This window comes from Paraburkholderia tropica (genome assembly GCF_914484835.1).
GTDB classification, from domain to species: domain Bacteria; phylum Pseudomonadota; class Gammaproteobacteria; order Burkholderiales; family Burkholderiaceae; genus Paraburkholderia; species Paraburkholderia tropica_A.
The window spans coordinates 36,305-56,023 of the sequence record NZ_CAJZAR010000090.1 but is presented as its reverse complement, the minus strand read 5'-3'; the positions used below and the strand labels follow the sequence as shown (position 1 = coordinate 56,023).

The 19,719-nt window shown below is 66.0% G+C and carries 19 protein-coding genes, 1 tRNA gene, 1 pseudogene and 1 riboswitch; of the genes and pseudogenes, 5 read left to right on the top strand and 16 right to left on the bottom strand.

Going from position 1 to position 19,719, the window contains the following annotated elements; all coding sequences use genetic code 11:
- Positions 1–30: 30 nt before the first annotated feature.
- From dalD to mutL, 3 genes are all read right to left on the bottom strand, one after another.
- Complete coding sequence (gene dalD, locus LDO54_RS33475) at positions 31–1,437, bottom strand: D-arabinitol 4-dehydrogenase (protein WP_224016363.1); 1,407 nt, start codon at positions 1,435–1,437, stop codon at positions 31–33.
- Between the two features lie 300 nt (positions 1,438–1,737).
- The gene (miaA, locus tag LDO54_RS33470; protein WP_224016360.1) at positions 1,738–2,706 is read right to left on the bottom strand and encodes a tRNA (adenosine(37)-N6)-dimethylallyltransferase MiaA; all 969 of its coding nucleotides are present in this window, start codon (positions 2,704–2,706) and stop codon (positions 1,738–1,740) included.
- 11 nt (positions 2,707–2,717) lie between these two features.
- Positions 2,718–4,907 carry a DNA mismatch repair endonuclease MutL gene (mutL, locus tag LDO54_RS33465; RefSeq protein WP_224016358.1) on the bottom strand — a complete coding sequence of 730 codons (2,190 nt, stop codon included), beginning with the start codon at positions 4,905–4,907 and terminating at the stop codon, positions 2,718–2,720.
- Positions 4,908–5,141: 234 nt separating this feature from the next.
- Between mutL and LDO54_RS33460 the strand changes: the two genes are divergently transcribed.
- Positions 5,142–5,828, top strand: a complete 687-nt coding sequence (locus LDO54_RS33460; RefSeq protein ID WP_224016356.1) for a VTT domain-containing protein — start codon at positions 5,142–5,144, stop codon at positions 5,826–5,828.
- Between the two features lie 176 nt (positions 5,829–6,004).
- Here LDO54_RS33460 and LDO54_RS33455 read toward each other — a convergent pair whose 3' ends face one another.
- Entirely contained in the window at positions 6,005–6,829 is an 825-nt protein-coding gene (locus tag LDO54_RS33455) for a mechanosensitive ion channel family protein (protein WP_224016354.1), read from the bottom strand.
- A 435-nt stretch (positions 6,830–7,264) separates the two neighbouring features.
- Between LDO54_RS33455 and LDO54_RS33450 the strand changes: the two are divergent.
- A pseudogene (locus LDO54_RS33450) lies at positions 7,265–7,879 on the top strand (ParB-like protein); the annotation flags it as partial.
- Between the two features lie 100 nt (positions 7,880–7,979).
- Here the strand turns inward: LDO54_RS33450 and LDO54_RS33445 are convergent.
- Both LDO54_RS33445 and LDO54_RS33440 read right to left on the bottom strand, forming a co-directional pair.
- On the bottom strand, positions 7,980–8,375 hold the full coding sequence (locus LDO54_RS33445) for a hypothetical protein (protein WP_224016352.1): 396 nt from the start codon (positions 8,373–8,375) through the stop codon (positions 7,980–7,982).
- A gap of 387 nt (positions 8,376–8,762) precedes the next feature.
- The gene (locus tag LDO54_RS33440) at positions 8,763–9,680 is read right to left on the bottom strand and encodes a LysR family transcriptional regulator (RefSeq protein WP_224016350.1); all 918 of its coding nucleotides are present in this window, start codon (positions 9,678–9,680) and stop codon (positions 8,763–8,765) included.
- Between the two features lie 106 nt (positions 9,681–9,786).
- On the opposite strand from LDO54_RS33440, the gene LDO54_RS33435 reads away from it, so the two are divergent.
- From LDO54_RS33435 to LDO54_RS33425, 3 genes are all read left to right on the top strand, one after another.
- Entirely contained in the window at positions 9,787–10,350 is a 564-nt protein-coding gene (locus tag LDO54_RS33435; protein WP_224016347.1) for a cytochrome b, read from the top strand.
- A gap of 90 nt (positions 10,351–10,440) precedes the next feature.
- The gene (locus LDO54_RS33430) at positions 10,441–11,028 is read left to right on the top strand and encodes a YceI family protein (RefSeq protein WP_224016345.1); all 588 of its coding nucleotides are present in this window, start codon (positions 10,441–10,443) and stop codon (positions 11,026–11,028) included.
- Between the two features lie 68 nt (positions 11,029–11,096).
- A complete protein-coding gene (locus LDO54_RS33425) occupies positions 11,097–11,687 on the top strand; it encodes a YceI family protein (RefSeq protein ID WP_224016342.1) in 591 nt (196 codons plus the stop codon).
- 151 nt (positions 11,688–11,838) lie between these two features.
- On the opposite strand, the gene LDO54_RS33420 is transcribed toward LDO54_RS33425, so the two are convergent.
- The 10 genes from LDO54_RS33420 to ydfG all read right to left on the bottom strand — a co-directional run bounded on the left by LDO54_RS33420 (position 11,839) and on the right by ydfG (position 19,072).
- A complete protein-coding gene (locus tag LDO54_RS33420) occupies positions 11,839–12,282 on the bottom strand; it encodes a BspC domain-containing protein (RefSeq protein ID WP_224016340.1) in 444 nt (147 codons plus the stop codon).
- A gap of 148 nt (positions 12,283–12,430) precedes the next feature.
- Positions 12,431–12,506: transfer RNA gene (locus tag LDO54_RS33415), tRNA-Lys, on the bottom strand.
- 220 nt (positions 12,507–12,726) lie between these two features.
- Positions 12,727–13,476, bottom strand: a complete 750-nt coding sequence (ybgF, locus tag LDO54_RS33410; protein WP_224016337.1) for a tol-pal system protein YbgF — start codon at positions 13,474–13,476, stop codon at positions 12,727–12,729.
- A 24-nt stretch (positions 13,477–13,500) separates the two neighbouring features.
- The gene (pal, locus tag LDO54_RS33405) at positions 13,501–14,010 is read right to left on the bottom strand and encodes a peptidoglycan-associated lipoprotein Pal (RefSeq protein ID WP_224016334.1); all 510 of its coding nucleotides are present in this window, start codon (positions 14,008–14,010) and stop codon (positions 13,501–13,503) included.
- An 18-nt stretch (positions 14,011–14,028) separates the two neighbouring features.
- Positions 14,029–15,321 carry a Tol-Pal system beta propeller repeat protein TolB gene (gene tolB / locus LDO54_RS33400; RefSeq protein WP_224016331.1) on the bottom strand — a complete coding sequence of 431 codons (1,293 nt, stop codon included), beginning with the start codon at positions 15,319–15,321 and terminating at the stop codon, positions 14,029–14,031.
- A 123-nt stretch (positions 15,322–15,444) separates the two neighbouring features.
- Entirely contained in the window at positions 15,445–16,455 is a 1,011-nt protein-coding gene (gene tolA / locus LDO54_RS33395; RefSeq protein ID WP_224016329.1) for a cell envelope integrity protein TolA, read from the bottom strand.
- Positions 16,452–16,898, bottom strand: coding sequence for a protein TolR (gene tolR / locus LDO54_RS33390; RefSeq protein ID WP_224016325.1), 447 nt, complete (start codon positions 16,896–16,898; stop codon positions 16,452–16,454). Before tolR ends, tolA begins: the two co-directional genes overlap by 4 nt.
- 24 nt (positions 16,899–16,922) lie before the next feature.
- The gene (tolQ, locus tag LDO54_RS33385; RefSeq protein ID WP_027817805.1) at positions 16,923–17,600 is read right to left on the bottom strand and encodes a protein TolQ; all 678 of its coding nucleotides are present in this window, start codon (positions 17,598–17,600) and stop codon (positions 16,923–16,925) included.
- A gap of 154 nt (positions 17,601–17,754) precedes the next feature.
- The gene (gene ybgC, locus LDO54_RS33380; protein WP_224016322.1) at positions 17,755–18,258 is read right to left on the bottom strand and encodes a tol-pal system-associated acyl-CoA thioesterase; all 504 of its coding nucleotides are present in this window, start codon (positions 18,256–18,258) and stop codon (positions 17,755–17,757) included.
- 67 nt (positions 18,259–18,325) lie between these two features.
- A complete protein-coding gene (gene ydfG, locus LDO54_RS33375; protein ID WP_224016317.1) occupies positions 18,326–19,072 on the bottom strand; it encodes a bifunctional NADP-dependent 3-hydroxy acid dehydrogenase/3-hydroxypropionate dehydrogenase YdfG in 747 nt (248 codons plus the stop codon).
- Between the two features lie 227 nt (positions 19,073–19,299).
- Positions 19,300–19,515, top strand: a riboswitch (ZMP/ZTP riboswitch).
- Positions 19,516–19,719: the final 204 nt, after the last annotated feature.

Genomic DNA, 19,719 nt, shown 5'->3' with positions numbered 1-19,719 from the left:
GGGCGGTCGAGAAAGACGCCAACCGGGCGATCAAGCCGCGGACCCGCGCCGGGCGAGCCACGCATCGACGCGCGCGAGCGCTTCGCGCAGCGCGCCTTCGAGCGGCGCGCCGCCCGCGAGACCGCCCCAGAGCAGCTTGTCGGCGGCGAACGCGGCGAGCGGATCGGCGGCTTCGAACAGCTTCGCCACGGCCACGCCGTCCATCACGCCGTCCTGATACTGATACGGCAGCGCGCCCTTGTTCCAGCGTTGCAGGAAGCGCAGGAACAGCGCGGGCAGCACGGCGGTGGCGGCGGGCGTCGCACCGGCGGCGATGCGCTGCGCGATCGTCGGCGCGATAAAGCCGGGGATCTTCGAGAAGCCATCGGCGGCGACGCGCTGGTTGGTGTCCTGGATATACGGATTGCTGAAGCGCTCAAGCACCACGTCGCGGTATTTTTCGAGGTCGAGCGGGCTCGGCGTGAGGCAGGGAATCACGTCCTCGCTCACGTAGGCGTGCGCGAACGCGCGGATATCGGCGTCGTTCGTGCCTTCGTGGATATACGAGAGGCCCACCAGCGTGCCCGCCCACGCGATGCAGCTATGCGTCGCGTTGAGGATGCGGATCTTCGCTTCCTCGTAGGGCATCACCGATTCCACCATTTCCGCGCCCGCGCGCTCCCACGCGGGGCGGCCCGCGCAGAAGTGATCCTCGATCACCCACTGGATGAAGGCCTCGCCCATGACGGGGCAGGCATCGTCGACGCCGGTTGCGGCTTTGACGCGCTCGCGCACGTCGGGCGTCGGACGCGGCGTGATGCGGTCGACCATCGAATCGGGGCAGGCCGTGTTCGCGTCGAACCACGCGCGCAAGTCGCTCGCGCCGCGCAGTGCGAGGAATTCGCGCATGCCCGCGTGAAAGCGCTTGCCGTTGCTGCGCAGGTTGTCGCAGGTTTGCAGCGTGACCGGTCCGCCGCCGCGCGTCATGCGTGCTTCGAGGATCGCGGCCAGCGCACCGTAGATGGTGGTGCGCGCACCGTTCAGATCGGCGGCGAGGTCGGGATTGGCGGTGTCAAGGCGGTCGTGCTCGTCGAGGTAATAGCCGCCTTCGGTTACGGTGAACGCGATGATCTTGCAGGCCGGGTCCGCGCCCGCGTCGATCAGGCTCGCGAGGTCGGCCGACCACGGCAGCACGCGCGTGATCGAACGGATTGCCTCATAGGCGCGCTCGCCCTGCGGCGTGACGGTTTCCAGCGTGTAGACGCCGTGCTGCGCGGCGAGCGCGTCCATGACGGGGTTCATATCGGCGCGGATGTTGCCGACGCTGAGCGTCCAGTGCGGCTCATCCGGCTGGCGCGCGAGGTTCACGCGGTGCAGATACCACGCCTGATGCGCGCGGTGAAACGATCCGGCGCCGATGTGCAGGATCACGTTCGCGTCGCTGCGTTCGCTGGCCATAAGGTGTCTCCGTGTTCGCCTGTCGATGGCGATGTGCGCGCATTTCGCGTGCGCGTCTGGCTGGTTTCGATGTGTGAAGCGCCGGGCGTGGGAGTGAAGTTTCTAGAGCATTTGCCCGATCGATGAACGAATGATCGTATTCGGGCGAACGAAAGTCAAGACGAGGCGGGCGGGTTTTGGTGGCGCGCTGCGGCGCGGGAGATGGGTGCGCAGGCGTGTGTGCGCGTGCACAGGCACGCGCGGCAGGTGCCGCGCGCGATGCTGTGATGCACAACGGAAAGGAGGGTGTGGCCGGGTGGCCTAGGCGTTGATCCGCTCGACCGCCGCCACGGCCTGCGCGGTCGCATCGGCCGCACAGCAATCGACGACGATGCGCTCCGGCATCGCGCGCAGCCACGTGAGCTGCCGCTTGCAGAGCTGGCGCGTGGCGAACACGCCCTTGTCGCGCAGGGTGTCGTAGTCGATCTCGCCGTCGAGGTATTCCCACGCCTGCCGATAGCCGACGCAGCGCATCGACGGCAGATTCGCGTCGAGATCGCCGCGCGCGCGCAGCGCCTTCACTTCGTCGATCAGACCCGCCGCGAGCATTGCGTCGAAGCGCTGCTCGATGCGCCTGTGCAGCACCGCACGGTCCGACGGTTCGAGCGCGACGGGCACGAAGCGGTAGCGTGCGGCCGCGTCGTCGCGGCTCGATGGCGCGGCGAGCAGCGCCGACATCGGCTGGCCCGACAGCATCCAGATTTCGAGCGCGCGCTGGATGCGCTGCGAGTCGTTCGGCGCGAGGCGCGCGGCCGTGGCCGGATCGACTTGCGCGAGGCGCGCGTGCAGCGCGGGCCAGCCGTCGCGGGCGGCGTCGGCGTCGAGTTGCGCGCGCACGGCGGGATCGGCGCCCGGCAGATCGTTCAGGCCTTGCGTGAGCGCCTTGTAGTAGAGCATCGTGCCGCCCACGAGCAGCGGCACGTTGCCCCGCGCGACGATCTCGCCGGTCACGCGCAGCGCGTCGGCGCGGAAGTTGGCGGCGGAGTAGGCATCGGCCGGATCGACGATATCGATCAGATGATGCGGCGCCGCCGCGCGCTCTTCCGCGCTGGGCTTCGCGGTGCCGATATCCATCTCGCGATAGACGAGCGCCGAATCGACGCTGACGATTTCGACCGTGCGGCCCTGCGCGGCAGCTTGCGCCGCATAGGCCAGCGCGGCGGCGGTCTTGCCCGATGCGGTCGGCCCGAGCAGGCAGGCGACCGGCCGTGGAGATTGCGTCGTGCTCATGGTGGCTCCGCTCACTGGCCGCGCATGAACAGACGGTCGAGGTCCGCGAGCGTGAGCTGATACCAGGTCGGGCGGCCGTGATTGCACTGGTCGGCGCGTTCGGTGGCTTCCATCTGGCGCAGCAGCGCGTTCATCTCGTCGAGCGTGAGGCGGCGGTTGGCGCGCACCGCATGATGGCAGGCGAGCGTGCCGAGCATTTCGTGCTGGCGCTCGGTGAGCACGCGCGAGCCGCCGTAGGCGTGCAGGTCGGTGAGCACGGCGCGCGCGAGCGCCTGGAGGTCGGCGTCCTTGAGCAGCGCGGGCACGGCTCGGATCGCGATCGAGGTGGGCGAGAGCACGGCGAGATCGAAACCGAGCGCTTCGAGCGTGGCCTTTTCTTCCTCGACGGTGCCGGTTTCCACCGGATCGGCCTGCATCGAGATCGGGATCAGCAGCGGCTGCACGGCGAGCGAGCGCTCGGCCAGTGCCGCCTTGAACTGCTCGTAGAGGATGCGTTCGTGCGCCGCGTGCATATCGACGATCACGAGGCCGCGCGCATTCTGCGCGAGCACGTAGATGCCGTGCACCTGGCCGAGCGCGAAGCCGAGCGGATGATCGTCGCGGGCGTCGAAGGCGGGTTGCGCCGCGCTGTCGAAGGGCGCGCCGTCGGCGGCTGCATCGCCTTGCGTGACGGTCGAGCCTTGCGCGGTGCCGACGCCGACGTCCTTGCGACCGAACAGCGCGTCGTAAAGCGCGAGCGGCTGCGCGACCGGCAGCGAGCCTTGCTGCATGCGCGACTGGCGCAGCCAGGTGTTGCCGCTGCTTGCGCCGCCGGAGCCGCCGCTGGAGCCCGAGCCGCCGAAGCCCGACGCGCGTGCGCCACCGAAACCGCCTGAACTGCCCGCGCCGCCAAATGCACTCGACGATCCGCCGAAGCTGCTGGCGACGCTCGCGGTGCCGAACCGGCCCGCGCCATCGCCCGCCGATCCCGCTGAACCTGCCGATCCAGACGAAGCCGACCGCGACGCGCCCGAACTCAGCCCCACCGATCCGCCGAGCACGCCCGCGCTCGGAATCGCACGCGGTTCGATCAGCGCGGCGTGGCCGCCCGACGTCGTTTCCGGCGACGCGCCCGCGTGGCGCGCCAGCGCGCGCTGCACGGCATGGAACACGAACTGGTGAATCGAGCGCGAATCGCGGAAACGCACCTCGATCTTCGACGGATGCACGTTCACGTCGACGGCCTCGGGCGGCAGGTCGAGGAACAGCACATACGACGGATAGCGGTCGCCGTGCAGCACGTCCTCATAGGCCGCGCGCACCGCGTGCGTGAGCAGCTTGTCGCGCACGAAACGGCCGTTCACGAAGAAGTACTGCTGGTCGGCGCGGTTGCGGCTCGCCGTCGGCAGGCCCGCGCAGCCGTAGACGGCCAGCGGTCCCGCGCGCTCGTCGAGCGGCAGATGCGCGTTGGCGAAGGTCTCGCCGAGAATCTTCGAGACGCGCGTGCCCGGATCGCTCGCGTTCCAGTGCTCGACGGCGCGGCCGTTGTGCAGCACCGAGATCGCCACGTCCGGGCGCGCGAGCGCGCTGCGGCGGATCATCTCCAGGCAATGCCCGAGTTCGGTCTGCTCGCTCTTGAGAAACTTGCGGCGCGCGGGCGTGTTGAAGTACAGCTCGCGCACTTCGATGGTCGTGCCCTGGCCGCCCGCGGCGGGCGAGATCGCGCCCGTGTGCGCGTCGATTTTGACGGCGTGCGCGTCCTGCGCGGTGCGGCTCGTGATCGACATCTCGGCGACCGAGGCGATCGAGGCCAGCGCTTCGCCGCGAAACCCGAGCGTCGCGACGCTTTCGAGTTCCGCGAGCGAGCGGATCTTGCTGGTGGCGTGGCGCATCAGCGCGAGCGGCAATTCGCCTTCGGGAATGCCGCAGCCGTCGTCGGCGATCGAGATGCGTTTGACGCCGCCTTCGTCGAGCAGGATGCGCAGCGTGCTCGCGCCCGCGTCGAGCGCGTTTTCGAGCAGTTCCTTCACGACCGAGGCGGGGCGCTCGACCACTTCGCCGGCCGCGATCTGGCTGATCAGCTGGTCGGGCAGCGCCTGGATCGCGCGCGCGGGCCGTGGGCCGCGCGAGGCGGACTCGGGGGCCGCGTTGGCCTCGTCGGGCAGGGCGGAAGCGGGGGCGTCGGGCGCGGCGGCGCCGGGGAGATCGGAATTCGAGGACATGCGCGCAATTATAGCGAGTCGGGATGCGCCGGCCCGGCGCTCGACCGGGCCCCTTAAGTGTCCGTTAAGCGCCAATATGCGATCTATTGGACGCATTTTTGCCGCCGTTCACGGGAATTTTTCATGACGGCGGGGCACTTTCTGTATGATGGCGCGGTCAATTTTCCTTCTCGCGCCACACCGGGCGAGGGCGCTTCCCGCGAGCGCTCCGTCCTCGACCAATAAGGGACACTTTTGGATACGCTGCTGCAGTTCGTCAACCTTGTCTTGCACATCGACAAGTTTCTCGGAGTCTTCATCCACCAGTACGGTGCCTGGGTCTACGCGGTTCTGTTCCTGATCGTGTTCTGCGAAACCGGGCTCGTCGTGCTGCCGTTCCTGCCCGGCGATTCGCTGCTGTTCATCGGCGGCGCGTTCGCGGCCACGCACGAGATGAATCTCGGCCTGCTGCTCACGCTTCTGATCGTCGCGGCGGTTACGGGCAACACGCTCAACTACATGATCGGACGTGCGATCGGACCGGCGGTGTTCAATACGCGCATCCCCGTGCTCGAACGCTTCCTCGACCGCGCCGCGCTGCAAAAGACCCACGACTTCTACGAGCGCCACGGCGGCAAGACCATCGTGCTCGCGCGCTTCATTCCGGTCGTGCGCACCTTCGCGCCGTTCGTCGCGGGCGTCTCGCAGATGAGCATGCAGCGCTTCCAGCTGTTCAACATCGCGGGCGCGCTGTTCTGGGTGCTGCTGCTCGTGCTGCTCGGCTTTTTCTTCGGCAACATTCCATTCATCCGCCAGTACCTCAACATCATCGTGCTGGTGGGCATCGGCGCGGCGATCGTGCCGATCGTGCTCGGCGGCCTCTGGAAGATGATGCGCAAGAACAGCGGCGGCAATGCCGTGCGCGGGCCGAATGGGCGCTGATTGTCGCTGATGGTTGCTGATGCGCACTGAGCAACACTGAGCGCTCGAACGCCTGATCGCCCGATCGGCGCTTCACGAAAAAACGGCATCGCCCGCGAGGACGATGCCGTTTTTCTTTGCGCGGCCCGCTTGTGGCTGCTTGTTGCTGCTTGTGGCCGGACGTGGCCGTAGCGAGGTTACGCGCCTTGCGTGCCGATGCGCCGGATGATCGACGGCGTTTCCGGCGTCGGATAACCCGCGTCCCGGAAGGTCTCGACGATCGCGCGGTTGGTATCGAAATACACCTGCCAGTACGTCTCGTTGTTGGTGTACGGACGCACCGCGAGCAGCGGACCTTCAGGCGTGAACGAGAGGATCTCGACGTCGGGCGCGGGCTCCTGCGCGACGTTCGGGATCTTCGCGATGGCCGCGCGCAGGCGGTTGGCGGCATCGACGGGATCGACGCCGTTGGCGATCTTCGCGGTCAGCTCGACGCGGCGCACGGGCGTCGCGCTGTAGTTCGAGATGGTGTCCGAGAAGATCTTGTTGTTGCCGACGATGTTGACCACGTTGTCCGGCGAGATGATGGTCGTGCCGAAAATGCCCAGTTCCTTCACCGTGCCGGTCACGCCGCCCGCCGTCACGAAGTCGCCGACCTTGAACGGTCGCAGCACCTGCATGAACACGCCCGCCGCGAAGTGCGCGAGCAGGCCGCCCCACGCCGTGCCGATGGCGAGGCCGAGACCCGCGAGCAGCGCCGCGAACGAGGTGGTCTGCACGCCGAACACCTGCAGGATCGCGAGCACCAGCAGCAGGTTGAGCACGCCGGCGAGAATCGAGCTGAGGTAATGCGCGAGCGTCGGGTCGACGCGTTCGTTGCGGCTGAGCAGCTTGCGCAGGAAGCCGGCGATCATGTTGATGACCCAGCGCCCCACGATCCACAGGACGATCGCCGCCAAAACCTTGGTCCCGAAGTCGATGCCTCGGGTCATGATGAATACGCGGATGGTTTCGAGATCCAAGATGCCCTCGCTTGAGTCGTTGATTGAGCCGGAAAGACGCGTGAACTTCGGGACACTGCTGAACACTGCGAGCCGATGCGACTGCCTGAAACGAAAATGCGACGAAACTGCGACGAACCTGCGGCAAAACTGAAACAAACCGGGGACGGCCGTGAGGCGGGACTTCGAGCGCTGCGATGCGGGAACGACGATGACGCCGGCTGCGGGTCAACCACGCGTCATATCCGTGCATTTATAGGCGAAGTGGCGATCGCGTGCATTCAGCGTGCCCGGCGTCGTCGGGGTTGACCCCACGCAGGGCCGCGCGGCGCGCGTCAGCGTTTCATGCGCATTGCATATCGGTTAGGCGGTATCGTTGCGCGACGGTTTCTCGTCCCATTCCATCTCATCGCATCGAAACGCATCGCATCGCAACGCTCGACAAGGAGACCCGCCATGAACCTGCAGAACACGGATCTGCATCTCATCGACGTGAAGCTCGACGAACTGCGTCCCACGCAGCTCACCGTCGGCTTTCGCGAGGTGAACGCCAAGCGTGAACACTGGCAGACGCTCGACAAGAAAGGCCGCGCGGCGGCCATCGGCTCGCACTGGTTTCCGGCCGTGCTCGGGCCGAAAGGGCGCTACTACGTGGTCGACCATCACCATCTCGGGCTCGCGTGGCTGCACGAAGGCGTGCCGAGCGTGAAGGTCACGGTGCTCAAGGATCTGTCGTGGCTCGACACCACGATCTTCTGGCGGATGATGGAGCACAACCAGTGGGTGCATCCGTTCGACGCCGTCGGCGAGCGCTGCGCCTACGCCAATCTGCCGAAGCAGCTGTTCGGTCTCGACGACGATCCGTACCGCAGCCTCGCGGGCGAACTGCGCGTGGCGGGCGGCTACGCCAAGGACACCACGCCCTTCAGCGAATTCCTCTGGGCCGACTATCTGCGTCAGAAGGTGCCGTCCGCGCGCGTGCGAAAGGACTTCGACCAGGCGCTCGTTGATGCGCTCGCCCACGCGCACGACCCGGACGCGCGCTATCTGCCCGGCTGGTCCGGTGTGGTGCCGACGGCGGCGCAATCCCCGCAATCGGCACGATCGGCACAATCCGGCGGGGCAAAAGCCTCGGGCAAAGGCAAAAAGAAGTAGACGGCGGCGCGCCGTCCTACATCGGCAGCGTGGACTTGCTGTAGGGCGAGGTTTCGATCACGAGGGCGTCGCGCGACGCCTTGCGCGGCTCGCGGTCGGCGTCGTCCGCCGCCGTGCGACGGCGCGCCAGATAGCCGGCGACCAGCGCGAACAGCGCGCTCAGTCCATAAGCGGCAGCGCGCGCGAAGAAGCTGTCGACCGGCTGGCGAGCGCGCCACGCGCCGCCCGCGTCGGCGAACACGAGGAAGGTGAGCGCCGCGTCGAAGACGCAGGCGAGCGCGATCATGCCGACGAACACGCGCGTGCCGTGCAGGCGGACGTCCGGGCGCATCGCGCGGATGAACCAGCAGACCAGTTGCACGCCGGCGAGCAGGACGAGATTCGACACCAGGCAATAGACGAAGTTATCCATGTGACGTTTCGGACGTTTCGGGCAAGGCGCGAGGTGGAGCACGGCACCGCGCGGACCGTCGCGGCGCAAGGCGTCGCGCCGCCGGCTCTTGGAGCGGCGCGATCATGGCACGAGGGTCTTTCTCGAAAAATGCGCGCATCAGCCGATTGGCGCGTCCGGAGCCGTGCCGGACGGCGCGCGATGGCCGCGGCGCGCCGCGTGGCGCGGCTCAGGCGGGTTTGTGAAGCTTTGTCAGGCGCGGCGGCGCGGGTTGTATCGGCGCAACTGGGCGCGTGTGAAAGCGGCGGCGCGGCAGCTGGCGGTGCGCTTTATCGGCCTGTGGATCGGGCCTGCGGGTTGGGTGTGCGGGTTGGGTGTGCAAGCGCGGCTGCTGACGTCAGCGGCGGCTCAGCGCGCGTCGGGCAGCAGCGCTGCGGGCGGCGTGCCCTTCGTCAGATATTCGCAGAGCCACTGAGTCGCCGGGCCGGTGCCCGTATCGGTGCGATGGATCAGCGAGACGTTGTAGTTCACCGAGCTGCGGTCGGCGAGCGCGATACGCACGAGGCGGCCCGCTTCGAGGTCGGCTTCCACCAGATGACGCGGCATCGAGCCCCAGCCGAGGCCCGCGAGCAGCAGACGGTGCTTCGCGCCCAGGTCGCCGAGCTTCCACGCGCGGTTGCTATACACGCCGAACGTCTGCCCGACCGTGAGGCGGCTGCGGTCGGTGAGCACGAGCTGTGTGTGCTCGCGCGCGTCGGAGATGCGCACGGGCTGCGCGGCCTGCGCAAGCGGATGGCAGGGCGCGGCCACCATCACGAGTTCGACGGTGCCGATCGCGCGCGCCTCGATCACGTGCGGCCAGTTCTGGTTCGGCCCGCTGATGCCGAACGCGCAGTCGCCGTCGAGCACGAGCTTGAGCACGCCGCCGAGCGCTTCCATCGTCAGGTTGAGCGCGACGGTGGGGAATTCGCGCGCGAAGGCCTGCAGCGCCTGCACGAGCCGGTCCGACGGAAACATCACGTCGACGGCCACCGAGACCTCGCCTTCCAGGCCGCGCTGCAAGCCGGCGGCCTTGGCGTTAAGCTGACCCATCAGCAGGTCGAGGCGGCGCGCGTCGGCGAGAATCGCGCGGCCCGCCGCCGTCAGCTCGGGCTTGCGCTTGCCGCGCTCGAACAGCGCCACGCCCAGCAGCGCCTCCAGATTCGCGATCGTGTAGCTCACGACCGACTGCGCGCGGTCGAGCTGGCGCGCCGCCGCCGAAAAGCTGCCGGTTTCCGCCACCGCGATCAGCGCGCGCAGTTGTTCGAGGCTCGGAGAGCGGTCCATGAGCGACCTATCGAAGAATTGGATGGTAACGATCCATTCTAGACGATTGTTTGTATACCTAGCGTCGGGGTAAAGTGCGCGTTCCCCATCAAGGACGACCATGCCGATGAATCGAACCGTCAAGCCCGCCGGCCGCTACAGCGGCGTCGCCATGCTGCTGCACTGGCTGGTCGCCGTGCTGATCGTCTGGGGCTTCGCGCTCGGCTGGATCATGACCGACATCCCCGGCATCACGCCCACCAAGCTGCGCTATTTTTCGTGGCACAAGTGGATCGGCGTGACCGTGCTCGCGCTCGTGCTGGTGCGCCTGATCTGGCGCGCGACCCACGCCGCGCCCGCGCTGCCTGCCTCGACGCCCGCCTGGGAGAAGGGGCTCGCGCATCTCGGCCACTTCCTGCTTTACGTGCTGATGGTCGCGATTCCCGTGACCGGCTATCTGTACAGCTCGGCGGCCGGCATTCAGGTCGTGTATCTCGGCATCTGGCCGCTGCCCACGCTGATCGATCCCGACACCGCGCTCAAGGGCACGCTGCGGATCGTGCATGTTTCGTTGAACTACACATTGCTCGCCGTGGTGGCGCTGCACGTGCTCGCGGTCGTGAAGCATCAGTTGCTCGACCGCCAGAACATCCTCGCGCGCATGCTGCCGTTCGGCACGCCGCGCGACTGAGGCGCGCCTGCGTCACGCGGCGCGCGTGCGCTTCTTATTCTTCCCATTCGACGTTTTTTCACCGCTCATAGCGTAAATAGCGAACCGATCATGATCCACCGTCTCGTCCAGAAAGCTTCCGTCGTCGCGCTCGGCGCGGCGCTCGCCGCCGGCGCGGCCTTCACCGCTTCGTTCGCCCTGAACGCGGATGCGGCGCCCGAAGCCGGCAAGAGCGCCGTCTCGGCCGTGTTCAAGCAGATGAACGTGCCGGTCGAAGGCAAGTTCAACCACTTCAGCGCCGACGTGCATTTCGATCCGGCCAACGTCGCCGCTTCGAGCGCGAAGCTCGACGTCGAGGTCGCGAGCTTCGATCTCGGCTCGGCCGACTACAACAAGGAAGTGGCCGGCGACGAGTGGTTCGACGCGGGCAAATTCCCGCACGCGACCTTCGTCTCCACGCAGATCAAGGCCGGCGCGAACGGCGCGTACTCGGTCGCGGGCAAGCTCACGATCAAGGGCAAGACGACCGATGTCGTCGTGCCGGTGCAGTACCACAAGGACGGCGCGAACCAGGTGTTCGACGGCGCGCTGCCCATCAAGCGCCTCGCGTACAACATCGGCACGGGCGAGTGGAAAGACACCTCGATCGTCGCCGACGACGTGCAGATCAAGTTTCACATCGTGGCCGCCGCGCACTGACGCGCAACGGCTGTCCGTTTCAACCGCATTCGCTTTGTCTTAACCCCAGCATCAGGACACACGCTCACATGAAGAATACGCTTTTCGCCGCGGCTGCCGCCGCCGCACTCGCCGCCGCCATCGCCACGCCCGCTGTCGCCGCGCCGACCACCTACAACCTCGACCCGACGCACACGTACCCGAGCTTCGAGACCGACCACTTCGGCGGCGTCTCGGTGTGGCGCGGCAAGTTCACGAAGAGCTCGGGCACGGTCGTGCTCGATCCGGCTGCGAAGACCGGCACGGTCGACGTGACCATCGACGCATCGTCGATCGACACGGGCAACAAGGCGCTCGACAAGCACGTCAGCTCGGCGGAAATGCTCGACGCGGCCAAGTTCCCGACGGCCGTCTACAAGGGCACCTCGGTCAAGTACGACGGCGACAAGCCCGTCGAAGTGATCGGCACGTTCACGCTGCACGGCGTGACGAAGCCGCTGAACCTGAAGATCGACTCGTTCAAGTGCTTCCAGAACCCGATGCTCAAGCGTGAAGTGTGCGGCGCCGACGCGACCGCCACGTTCGATCGTTCGGACTACGGCGTGAACTACGGCCAGGCTTACGGCTTCAAGATGGCCACGACGCTGCAGATCCAGGTCGAAGGCATCAAGGCCGACTAAGTCTTTCCGACTGGTGGCAACGGGCGCGCGCTTTGCGCGACGCTCGTTCGGGGCCGCCGAGGCCCGCAGAAAAAAAGCCCGTGCGCATGATGCGTAACGGGCTTTTTTGTTGCGTGCGCGATGTGGCGCGACGCGCTGGCTGCGATCCGCGTCAGTGGATCGGCGAGTCGCCGTGCGTGCTGTGCGGCGCCAGCGCGACATCGACCACGTGCGTATGCCAGATACCGCACGTCGCCTTCACGGGCACCCATGCGTACTTGCCGCGCAGCTTCGCGAAGCCGCGCAGATGAATCAGCGTGTCGATGGGCGAGGCCTGCGGCACGGGGCTCGACGCGCCATCGGGCAGCGCGCCCGCAGGCACCGGGCTTTCGACCTTGGCGGTGAGCGCGCGGCGGTCGGGGACCATCAGCGAATCGTAGCGCGGCGCGCCATGCACCCACTGATCGAGGGCGGCGACGCAATTGACGACGGCGTCGGGCACCTTCATCCGCCGCAGATATTCGTAGTCTTCGGGCGGGGCTTGAACTTGCGCCTGGACGCGCAGACTGATCCAGAGCAGCGCGAGCATGACGCAGGCGAGAGTCGAGAACTTCATGTTGACGTGGCCTGTGCGGCGGGGGAACGGCGGGGTGGGGAAGTATACACGCTGAGCCGCGCGAGGCTTGTCCGGGAATGCAGGCGCGATTTTTTGCGCGCCAAAGCAAAAAGCCCAGTCCGAAGACTGGGCTTTTTGTTTCAAGCTTTGGTAGGCCGTACGGGATTCGAACCTGTGACCAACGGATTAAAAGTCCGCTGCTCTACCAGCTGAGCTAACGACCCGAAAGAAGCGGGATTATAGCAGACATGCGGAACGTGTCAACCTTATGGCGCGAGCTTCTTATCTGTTCCTTGAGCGCTCCAGCAAGACAACGCAAAAGAAAAAGCCCGGAATACGCGGTATTCCGGGCTTTTTGGGGAGTGCGAGAGGCGCGTTTGGCGAACCTGCGGCGATCACGATGACGCCGCTCATTCGCTTCACGCCAGATCGATCCAGCGGCGCTTATTTGAGCTGTGTGAGCTTGCTCTGTGCCGTCTGGGCAACTTCCGAGCTGCCGTACTGCGAAACGATCTGTTCGAGCGTGCGCTTGGCCGCAGCCTTTTGCCCTTGCTCCATCTGATTGTTCGCGATCGCCAGTAACGCCTCAGGGGCGCGCGGATGTTGCGGATAACTCTTGACCACGTTCTGCCACGTTGCCGTCGAACCCTTGTAGTCCTTCAACGCATACAGCGCGTTGCCGAGCCAGTACTGCGCCGTAGGCTGATACGGGCTCTGCGGATACTTGGAGATGAAGCTGCGGAACGACGAGGCGGCCTGCTTGAAGTCGCCGTTGCGGAACTGTTGGGACGCGGAGTTGAACGCATCCATTTCGCCCGGCTGAACGGTGCCCTGCATGCCGTCCACGGTCTCTTGCTGCGGCTCGAACTTCTTGAGACGCGTGTCGAGATCCGTGTAGTAGTCCTTCTGTTGCTTCGTCAGCGTCGTGAGCTCGTTCGCCAGATCTTCGGTCTGACCGCGCAACGTCGCGACCTGCTGGTTCAGCTGGTCCATGCGGTTGGACTGATCGAGGATCGTGCGCTGTGCCGCGGACAACTGGCTCGACAGATTGTCGTTCTTGGCGCGCAGGTCGAGAATCGCCTGGCGCGCCTGATCGTCATCGAAGAGACCCGCGTGGGCCGGGATCGCCGCAAAGGCGACGCCGGCCACGCAGGCGGCTGCGGCTGCCCGCAGCGGGGAGAAACGGTGCGACATACGCCCCTTCATCCAATGCTCAGATTACTGTTGGTACACGAGGTCGGCGCGACGGTTTTGCGCCCACGAGGCTTCGTCGTGGCCTTGTGCAACCGGCTTTTCCTTGCCCAGGCTCACAGCTTCCATCTGCGAATCGGGCACGCCCATCAGCGACAGCGCCTTGCGGACAGCTTCAGCACGCTTCTGGCCCAGTGCCAGGTTGTACTCGCTCGTGCCGCGCTCGTCGGTGTTGCCCTGGATCAGGACGTGACGTTCCGGGTGCGTCTTGAGGTATTGAGCGTGTGCCTGGACCACGCTTTGGTAGTCGTCCTTGACGGCGTAGCTGTCGAAGTCGAAGTACACGCTGCGCTTGGCGAGCGGGCTGTTCGGGTCGTTCAGCGGGTCGACGTTGACTTGGGCGACGGCGTTCGGGTTCGGCTGCGTGCTCATCGAGCCGGCGTTCGCGTTTTCGTCGGTCTTCGGAGCCGACTTACACGCGGCCAGTGCACCGATCATCAAGACGGCCAGCGCCAGGCGGAATTTGTTCGACATCATTATTGCTCTCCTGAAGTGTTATTGCATGAAAGGACCCCAGGACGGCTCGCGTACGCTGCCGCCCTGAACGGACAGGATTTGCCGCGTACGACCGTCGGTCGATACAGCAGCCAGCACGCCACGGCCGTTCACCTGTGTGGCGTAAAGAATGTACTGACCGTTCGCCGCGAAGCTGGGCGATTCGTCATGTGTCGTGTCGGTGAGCGCGGTTGCCACGCCGGACTGCAGATCTTGAATGTACAGCTTAAATCCGCCGCCCGTGCGTGAGATGTACGCCAGCTGCTTGCCGTCGGGGCTGACCCGCGGGCTCGTGTTATAGCTGCCGGTGAACGTCACGCGTTGTGCTGCGCCTGCGCTTTCACCCTGTGCTGACATCCTGTAGACCTGCGGCTGGCCGCCGCGGTCGCTCGTGAAGTAAATCGAGCGTCCGTCAGGAGAGAAGGTGGGTTCGGTGTCGATGGTCGTGCCTTGCGTCAGGCGGCGCAGACCGGAGCCGTCGGCATTGACGGCGAAGATCTGCGTGTTGCCCGTGCGCGACAGCGCGACGGCGAGCGTGCGGCCGTCCGGCGACCAGGCCGGTGCCGAGTTGTTGCCCTTTTGGTCCGAAATGACGACGCGCCGCCCCGTAGGCAGGTCGTGCACGTAGACGATGGGCTTTTTCTTTTCGAAAGAAACGTAAGCGACCTTGGTGCCGTCGGGCGACCAGGCCGGCGAGATGATCGGCTCGGGGCTCGACAGCGCGATGTGCGCGTCTTGTCCGTCGGAGTCCGAAATCTGCAACTGATAGCGGCCGCCCGTGCGGATCACGTACGACAGGCGCGTGGCGAACACGCCGCGGTCGCCCATCAGCTTCTGATAGATGTAGTCCGCGACCTTGTGCGCGCTCATGCGCAGGCCCGCGGGCGGGCTTTGCAGCACGAGACCGCCGAGGCTTTCGCCCTTGACCGTGTCGTAGAGCTTGAAGCGCACTTCGTACTGGCCGTTCGGCAGCTTGTTGACGCTGCCCGCGACGAACGCATTGGCGCCCTTGGCTTTCCAGCCGCCGAGGTCGACCGAGTCGGTTTCGGCGACCGGGGCGCTGCCCGCGTCGACGTTGGTGAATTTGCCGCTGCGCGCGAGGTCGGCGCGCACGATCGCGGCGACTTGCTGCGGCGAATTTGCTTCGCCCGCGAAGTTCGCCGTGGCGATCGGAAACTGGGTGGAGCCCACGCCGGTGACGAGGACGTTGAGTTGGGCGTTCGCGGCGCCGCCGACTGCCAGCAGGCAGGAAGCGACGAGGGTACGCAGGCCAATTTTCGTCATCAGACTCATGCTGTGATGTTTCCTGAAAAAGCGATATTTGTCACACCGCGCGACAGCAGACAGACCCGAGATGCATCGAATCGTTCCTGCCCGCCGCCGCGCGCCAGCGTTGTTGCACTCTGACTTGCGCCGTCAACCTGCCGGGCGCAAGGTAATCTTGAAGCTCGACGGCGTCTTGCCGTCGGTATCCACCGGCATCGGGTCCGAGAGCTTGACCGCGCGCAATGCGGCGTCGTCCCAGGACGCATTGCCGCTGCTGCGCGTGATCGTTGCCGAAAGCAGGGTGCCGCTCGGCGAACAGTGCACGGCGATCTCCGTCTCCAGGCCCGAGGTGTCGCCGGACCAGGTGATGTTCGGACGTACGCGACGGCGCACCTTGTCGGCATAACCCGGCGTTGCTGCATTGCCGCCCGAGCCGCTGCCGGTGCCGCTTTTCGCGAGACCGTTGCCGCTCGTGCCTTCGCCCCCGCCCATCGCGCCTTGCATCTGCGCGATGCGCGCGCGCCGTTCTGCGTCCATCTTCTTCGCCTGGGCGTCGGCTTGCGCCTTGGCCTTGGCGGCCTTGTCGGCGTCGGCCTTCTTCTGGGCGTCGAGCTTCGCCTGCTTCTGTTGCTGCTCTTGCTCCTGCTGCTTCTTCAGCGCGTCTTGCTGCTGTTGTTGCTGCTTGAGCTTTTCGGCGGCTTGCTGCTGCTGTTCCTGCTGCTGCTGTTGTTGCTTGAGCTTTGCGGCCTTCTGCTGCGCGGCGAGCTGAGCCGCCTGCTGGGCGGCCAGTTGCTGCTGACGCTTCGCCTCGGCTTCCTGCTGCTGCTTGATGCGTTGCTGCTCGGCCAGTTGCGCCTCGCGCGCCGCTTCCTGCTGCTTGCGCTTTTGCTGTTGCAGCGCAATGTCGGCGTCTTCCGTCTGCGGCGGCGGCGGGGCAGGGGTCACCGGCGCGGGCGGCGGCAACGGCTTCGGCGTCGACAGGTCCGGCACCTCGGTCCAGAGCTCCGCCTCTTCACCCGCCGGCGTGCTGTTCTGCCAGTGGATGCCGTGGTAGAGGAAAAAACCGAGCAGCACGTGCATGATCACGGCGAGCGCTATAGCACGCCCCGTGCCACGCTCGCGCGGAGGCTGCATCGGATAGGTGTCTTTCTTGCCGGTCATTGCGATTTGACGAGCAGTCCGACACGTTTGACGCCGTGCGCCTTCAAATCGGACATGACGTTCATCACGGTCTCGTACTTCACGGACTTGTCGGCGGCGATCACGACGGGCTGGTCGGGATGACTCTGCTCGCGATCGGCGACGAAGCCGTTGAGATCGGCGCGCGACATGGTTTCCTGCTGCGTGGCGCCCGAGTCGTCCTTATATTTGACGCTCAGATTGCCGTCGGGCCGGATGTTGACCACGACGGGCGGTGTTTGCTGCTGCTGCGACGCGCCGCCGACAGTCGGCAGATTGACGATGGACGGCGCCACCAGCGGCGCGGTCACCATGAAGATCACGAGCAGCACCAGCATCACGTCGATATACGGCACGACGTTGATGTCGGCCATCGCACGGCGCGAGCGGCTGCCTCGCATGCTCGAACGGACTGAGCCTCCCATCTTCGACTCCTTGCTTCGTGAAGATTAGTGGGCCTGACGCTGCAGGATGTTCGAAAACTCTTCGATGAAGGTTTCGAAGCGGATCGCCAGACGGTCGATGTCGTGCGCGTAGCTGTTGTACGCGACGACCGCCGGAATCGCGGCGAACAGACCGATGGCGGTGGCCGTCAGCGCTTCGGCGATGCCGGGCGCGACGTTCGCGAGGGTGGCCTGCTGCACGTTCGCGAGACCGCGGAACGCATTCATGATCCCCCACACCGTGCCGAACAGACCGATATACGGGCTGACCGAGCCGACCGAGGCGAGGAACGAGAGATTCGCCTCGAGCGCGTCCATTTCGCGCTGGAAGGCCGCGCGCATGGCGCGGCGGGCGCCGTCGAGCACGAGGCTCGGATCGTTCAGGCGCTTCTCTTTGGCCTTCAGGAACTCGCGCATGCCCGACTCGAAGATACGCTCGAGCGCGCCGATCGTGTGGCGGTTGTTCGCTGCGCTCTGGTAGAGCGCCTGCAGGTCGCCGCCCGACCAGAAGTCGCGTTCGAAGCGTTCGGTCTGCCGGCGTGCGCGGCGGATGGCGAACCACTTGCGGAAGATGAAGGTCCAGGAAATCAGAGACAGCAACAGGAGAAGTCCCATCACCGCCTGTGCCAGTATGCTCGCATTAAGAACGAGTGAAATGATCGACAGGTCTTGTGTAGTGTTCATAGAGGTTCGTTGTAACGTCCCGGAAGGGGCGAGCGGCTGCAAGTCAACGCGAAGCTTCCCGAAGGCAAACGGCAAGGCGGCGCGCCGTCGCGGCCGAACCCAGCTTGGTCCTGCAAAGACCCGCGCGAGTTCACTGGCGTCGTATCAACGGCAATTAAGCGGATGCCGTTGACACGGTTGGTAAGACTTTCTTCATGCCACGTTCCAAAGCTGCGTGAACGTGGTCGGGAATGGCGGACGCGCGCATGGTGCCGTCGACGTTCGCCACACAGCCGACGCGGATCTTGCCCGTGGCCAGCAAGGTGTCGCCGCGCCACGCTTCCTGCATGAAGTCGACCGACGCGCGGCCGAGTTTGTCGAGGCGGCTCACGATCGTCACGACGTCGTCGAGACGGGCGGGCACCCGGTAGTCGAGCGCGGTGCTGCGCACGACGAAGAGGGCGCCGGTTTCCTCGGAGAGCCTGCGTTGATCAACGCCGCAGGCGCGCAGCCATTCGGTGCGCGCGCGCTCGAAGAACTTCAGGTAGTTCGCGTAGAACACGATGCCGCCGGCATCGGTGTCCTCGTAGTAGACGCGTATCGGCCATGTAAAACCGGACGCGGCCTCCGAACTTGGGGCCGTACCCGGCTTGCTGGTGGAGATTTCCATGCCGCGCATTCTACCGGAACGCGCGCTGCGCACGCCGTTCGGACGACTGACATACGCAGGAAAATTGAAAGCAAATTTATCCGCGATGGATGCTCAGTCCGGCGAACGATTGCGCGACCGGCATGAGTTCGATCGTGTTGATATTGATGTGCGCGGGGCGCGTGGCGATCCAGTAGATCGAGTCGGCGATGTCCTCGGCCGTGAGCGGCTGCACGTCCTTGTAGACGTTGGCGGCCTTGGTGTCGTCGCCGCGGTAGCGCACGTTCGAGAACTCGGTGCCGCCGCACAGGCCGGGCTCGATGTCGGTCACGCGCAGCGCGGTGCCGGCGAGGTCGGCGCGCAGGTTCAGGCTGAACTGGCGCACGAAGGCCTTGGTCGCGCCGTAGACGTTGCCGCCCGGGTAAGGCCAGCGGCCCGCCACCGAACCCAGATTGAAGACGTGGCCGCGGTTGCGCGCGACCATGCCCGGCAGGAACGCATGCGTGACCTGCACCAGACCGGTGCAATTGGTCTCGATCATGGTTTCCCATTCGTCAAGGTCGGCCTTTTGCGCCGGTTCCACGCCGAGCGCGAGGCCGGCGTTGTTGACGAGCACGTCCACGTCGGCGAATTCGGGCGGCAGGGCGGCGGGCGCGGCCTCCACGGCGGCGCGGTCGCGCACGTCGAGTTCGAAGGGCAGAAGCGCGTCGCCGAGTTCGGCGGCCAGCGCGTCGAGGCGGTCCTTGCGGCGCGCCGTGGCGACGACGCGGTGTCCGCCCTTGACGAAGGCCCGCGCGATGGCGGCGCCGAATCCCGCTGATGCGCCGGTGACGAAAACGATCATGGTTGCTCCCTGGTCGGTAGAAGGCGAAGAAAGGGGAAAGCCTACTTCCAATGCGGCGCTGCGGCAAGGAAGGGTCAGAACGCGGGCGAGCCCCGCATCGACTTGCGGGCGGCACGCGGCGGCGGCTTGCGCGCGGCGGCCGGCGCCCGCTTCGGGCCCCTTCCCGAGACGTTCGGACAGCCCGCTTCGGTTGCCTATTCCGGGCCGTTCCAATACACTAACGCGCTCAATCCCTGCGTGACTGGCGATAGGGTTCCTGAATGACGGCGCGTGCATTTGCGGCTGCACCCAATGGTGTTCCAAGCGGTGTACCAGGCGGTGCAGCAAGCGGTGTAACAATCGTGCGTCATGCTGCGTTTGGCGCGGCTCGATCGGGAGCTCAAGGTGGAACGACCCACCGTGAAGCGCAGGGTGCCGTTTTGCCGTTCGCCTGGGCAGCCGAGATCCGCGCGCTTCAATGAGCGCTGCACGGGCTGTCCTGCCTCGCGTGTGCGGCACCTTCTTCCGCCACGTCAGGGCTGGCCACTTCGCCAGCAGCGCCGCGTACCTGCTACGCGTTCCGCGCGAGACCCGGTCAACCTGAACACACTTAACGGAACCCGTATGTTTGACAGAGCCGAAAGCACCATCGCCAACGTCGATCCCGA

What these genes read in the sequence shown, in the direction of transcription:
- dalD (WP_224016363.1), bottom strand. Translation starts at nt 1,437, where the DNA reads ATGGCCAGCGAACGCAGCGACGCGAACGTGATCCTGCACATCGGCGCC.
- miaA (WP_224016360.1), bottom strand. Translation starts at nt 2,706, where the DNA reads ATGAGCACGACGCAATCTCCACGGCCGGTCGCCTGCCTGCTCGGGCCG.
- mutL (WP_224016358.1), bottom strand. Translation starts at nt 4,907, where the DNA reads ATGTCCTCGAATTCCGATCTCCCCGGCGCCGCCGCGCCCGACGCCCCC.
- LDO54_RS33445 (WP_224016352.1), bottom strand. Translation starts at nt 8,375, where the DNA reads ATGGATAACTTCGTCTATTGCCTGGTGTCGAATCTCGTCCTGCTCGCC.
- LDO54_RS33440 (WP_224016350.1), bottom strand. Translation starts at nt 9,680, where the DNA reads ATGGACCGCTCTCCGAGCCTCGAACAACTGCGCGCGCTGATCGCGGTG.
- LDO54_RS33435 (WP_224016347.1), top strand. Translation starts at nt 9,787, where the DNA reads ATGAATCGAACCGTCAAGCCCGCCGGCCGCTACAGCGGCGTCGCCATG.
- LDO54_RS33430 (WP_224016345.1), top strand. Translation starts at nt 10,441, where the DNA reads ATGATCCACCGTCTCGTCCAGAAAGCTTCCGTCGTCGCGCTCGGCGCG.
- LDO54_RS33425 (WP_224016342.1), top strand. Translation starts at nt 11,097, where the DNA reads ATGAAGAATACGCTTTTCGCCGCGGCTGCCGCCGCCGCACTCGCCGCC.
- LDO54_RS33420 (WP_224016340.1), bottom strand. Translation starts at nt 12,282, where the DNA reads ATGAAGTTCTCGACTCTCGCCTGCGTCATGCTCGCGCTGCTCTGGATC.
- ybgF (WP_224016337.1), bottom strand. Translation starts at nt 13,476, where the DNA reads ATGTCGCACCGTTTCTCCCCGCTGCGGGCAGCCGCAGCCGCCTGCGTG.
- pal (WP_224016334.1), bottom strand. Translation starts at nt 14,010, where the DNA reads ATGATGTCGAACAAATTCCGCCTGGCGCTGGCCGTCTTGATGATCGGT.
- tolB (WP_224016331.1), bottom strand. Translation starts at nt 15,321, where the DNA reads ATGAGTCTGATGACGAAAATTGGCCTGCGTACCCTCGTCGCTTCCTGC.
- tolA (WP_224016329.1), bottom strand. Translation starts at nt 16,455, where the DNA reads ATGACCGGCAAGAAAGACACCTATCCGATGCAGCCTCCGCGCGAGCGT.
- tolR (WP_224016325.1), bottom strand. Translation starts at nt 16,898, where the DNA reads ATGGGAGGCTCAGTCCGTTCGAGCATGCGAGGCAGCCGCTCGCGCCGT.
- tolQ (WP_027817805.1), bottom strand. Translation starts at nt 17,600, where the DNA reads ATGAACACTACACAAGACCTGTCGATCATTTCACTCGTTCTTAATGCG.
- ybgC (WP_224016322.1), bottom strand. Translation starts at nt 18,258, where the DNA reads ATGCGCGGCATGGAAATCTCCACCAGCAAGCCGGGTACGGCCCCAAGT.
- ydfG (WP_224016317.1), bottom strand. Translation starts at nt 19,072, where the DNA reads ATGATCGTTTTCGTCACCGGCGCATCAGCGGGATTCGGCGCCGCCATC.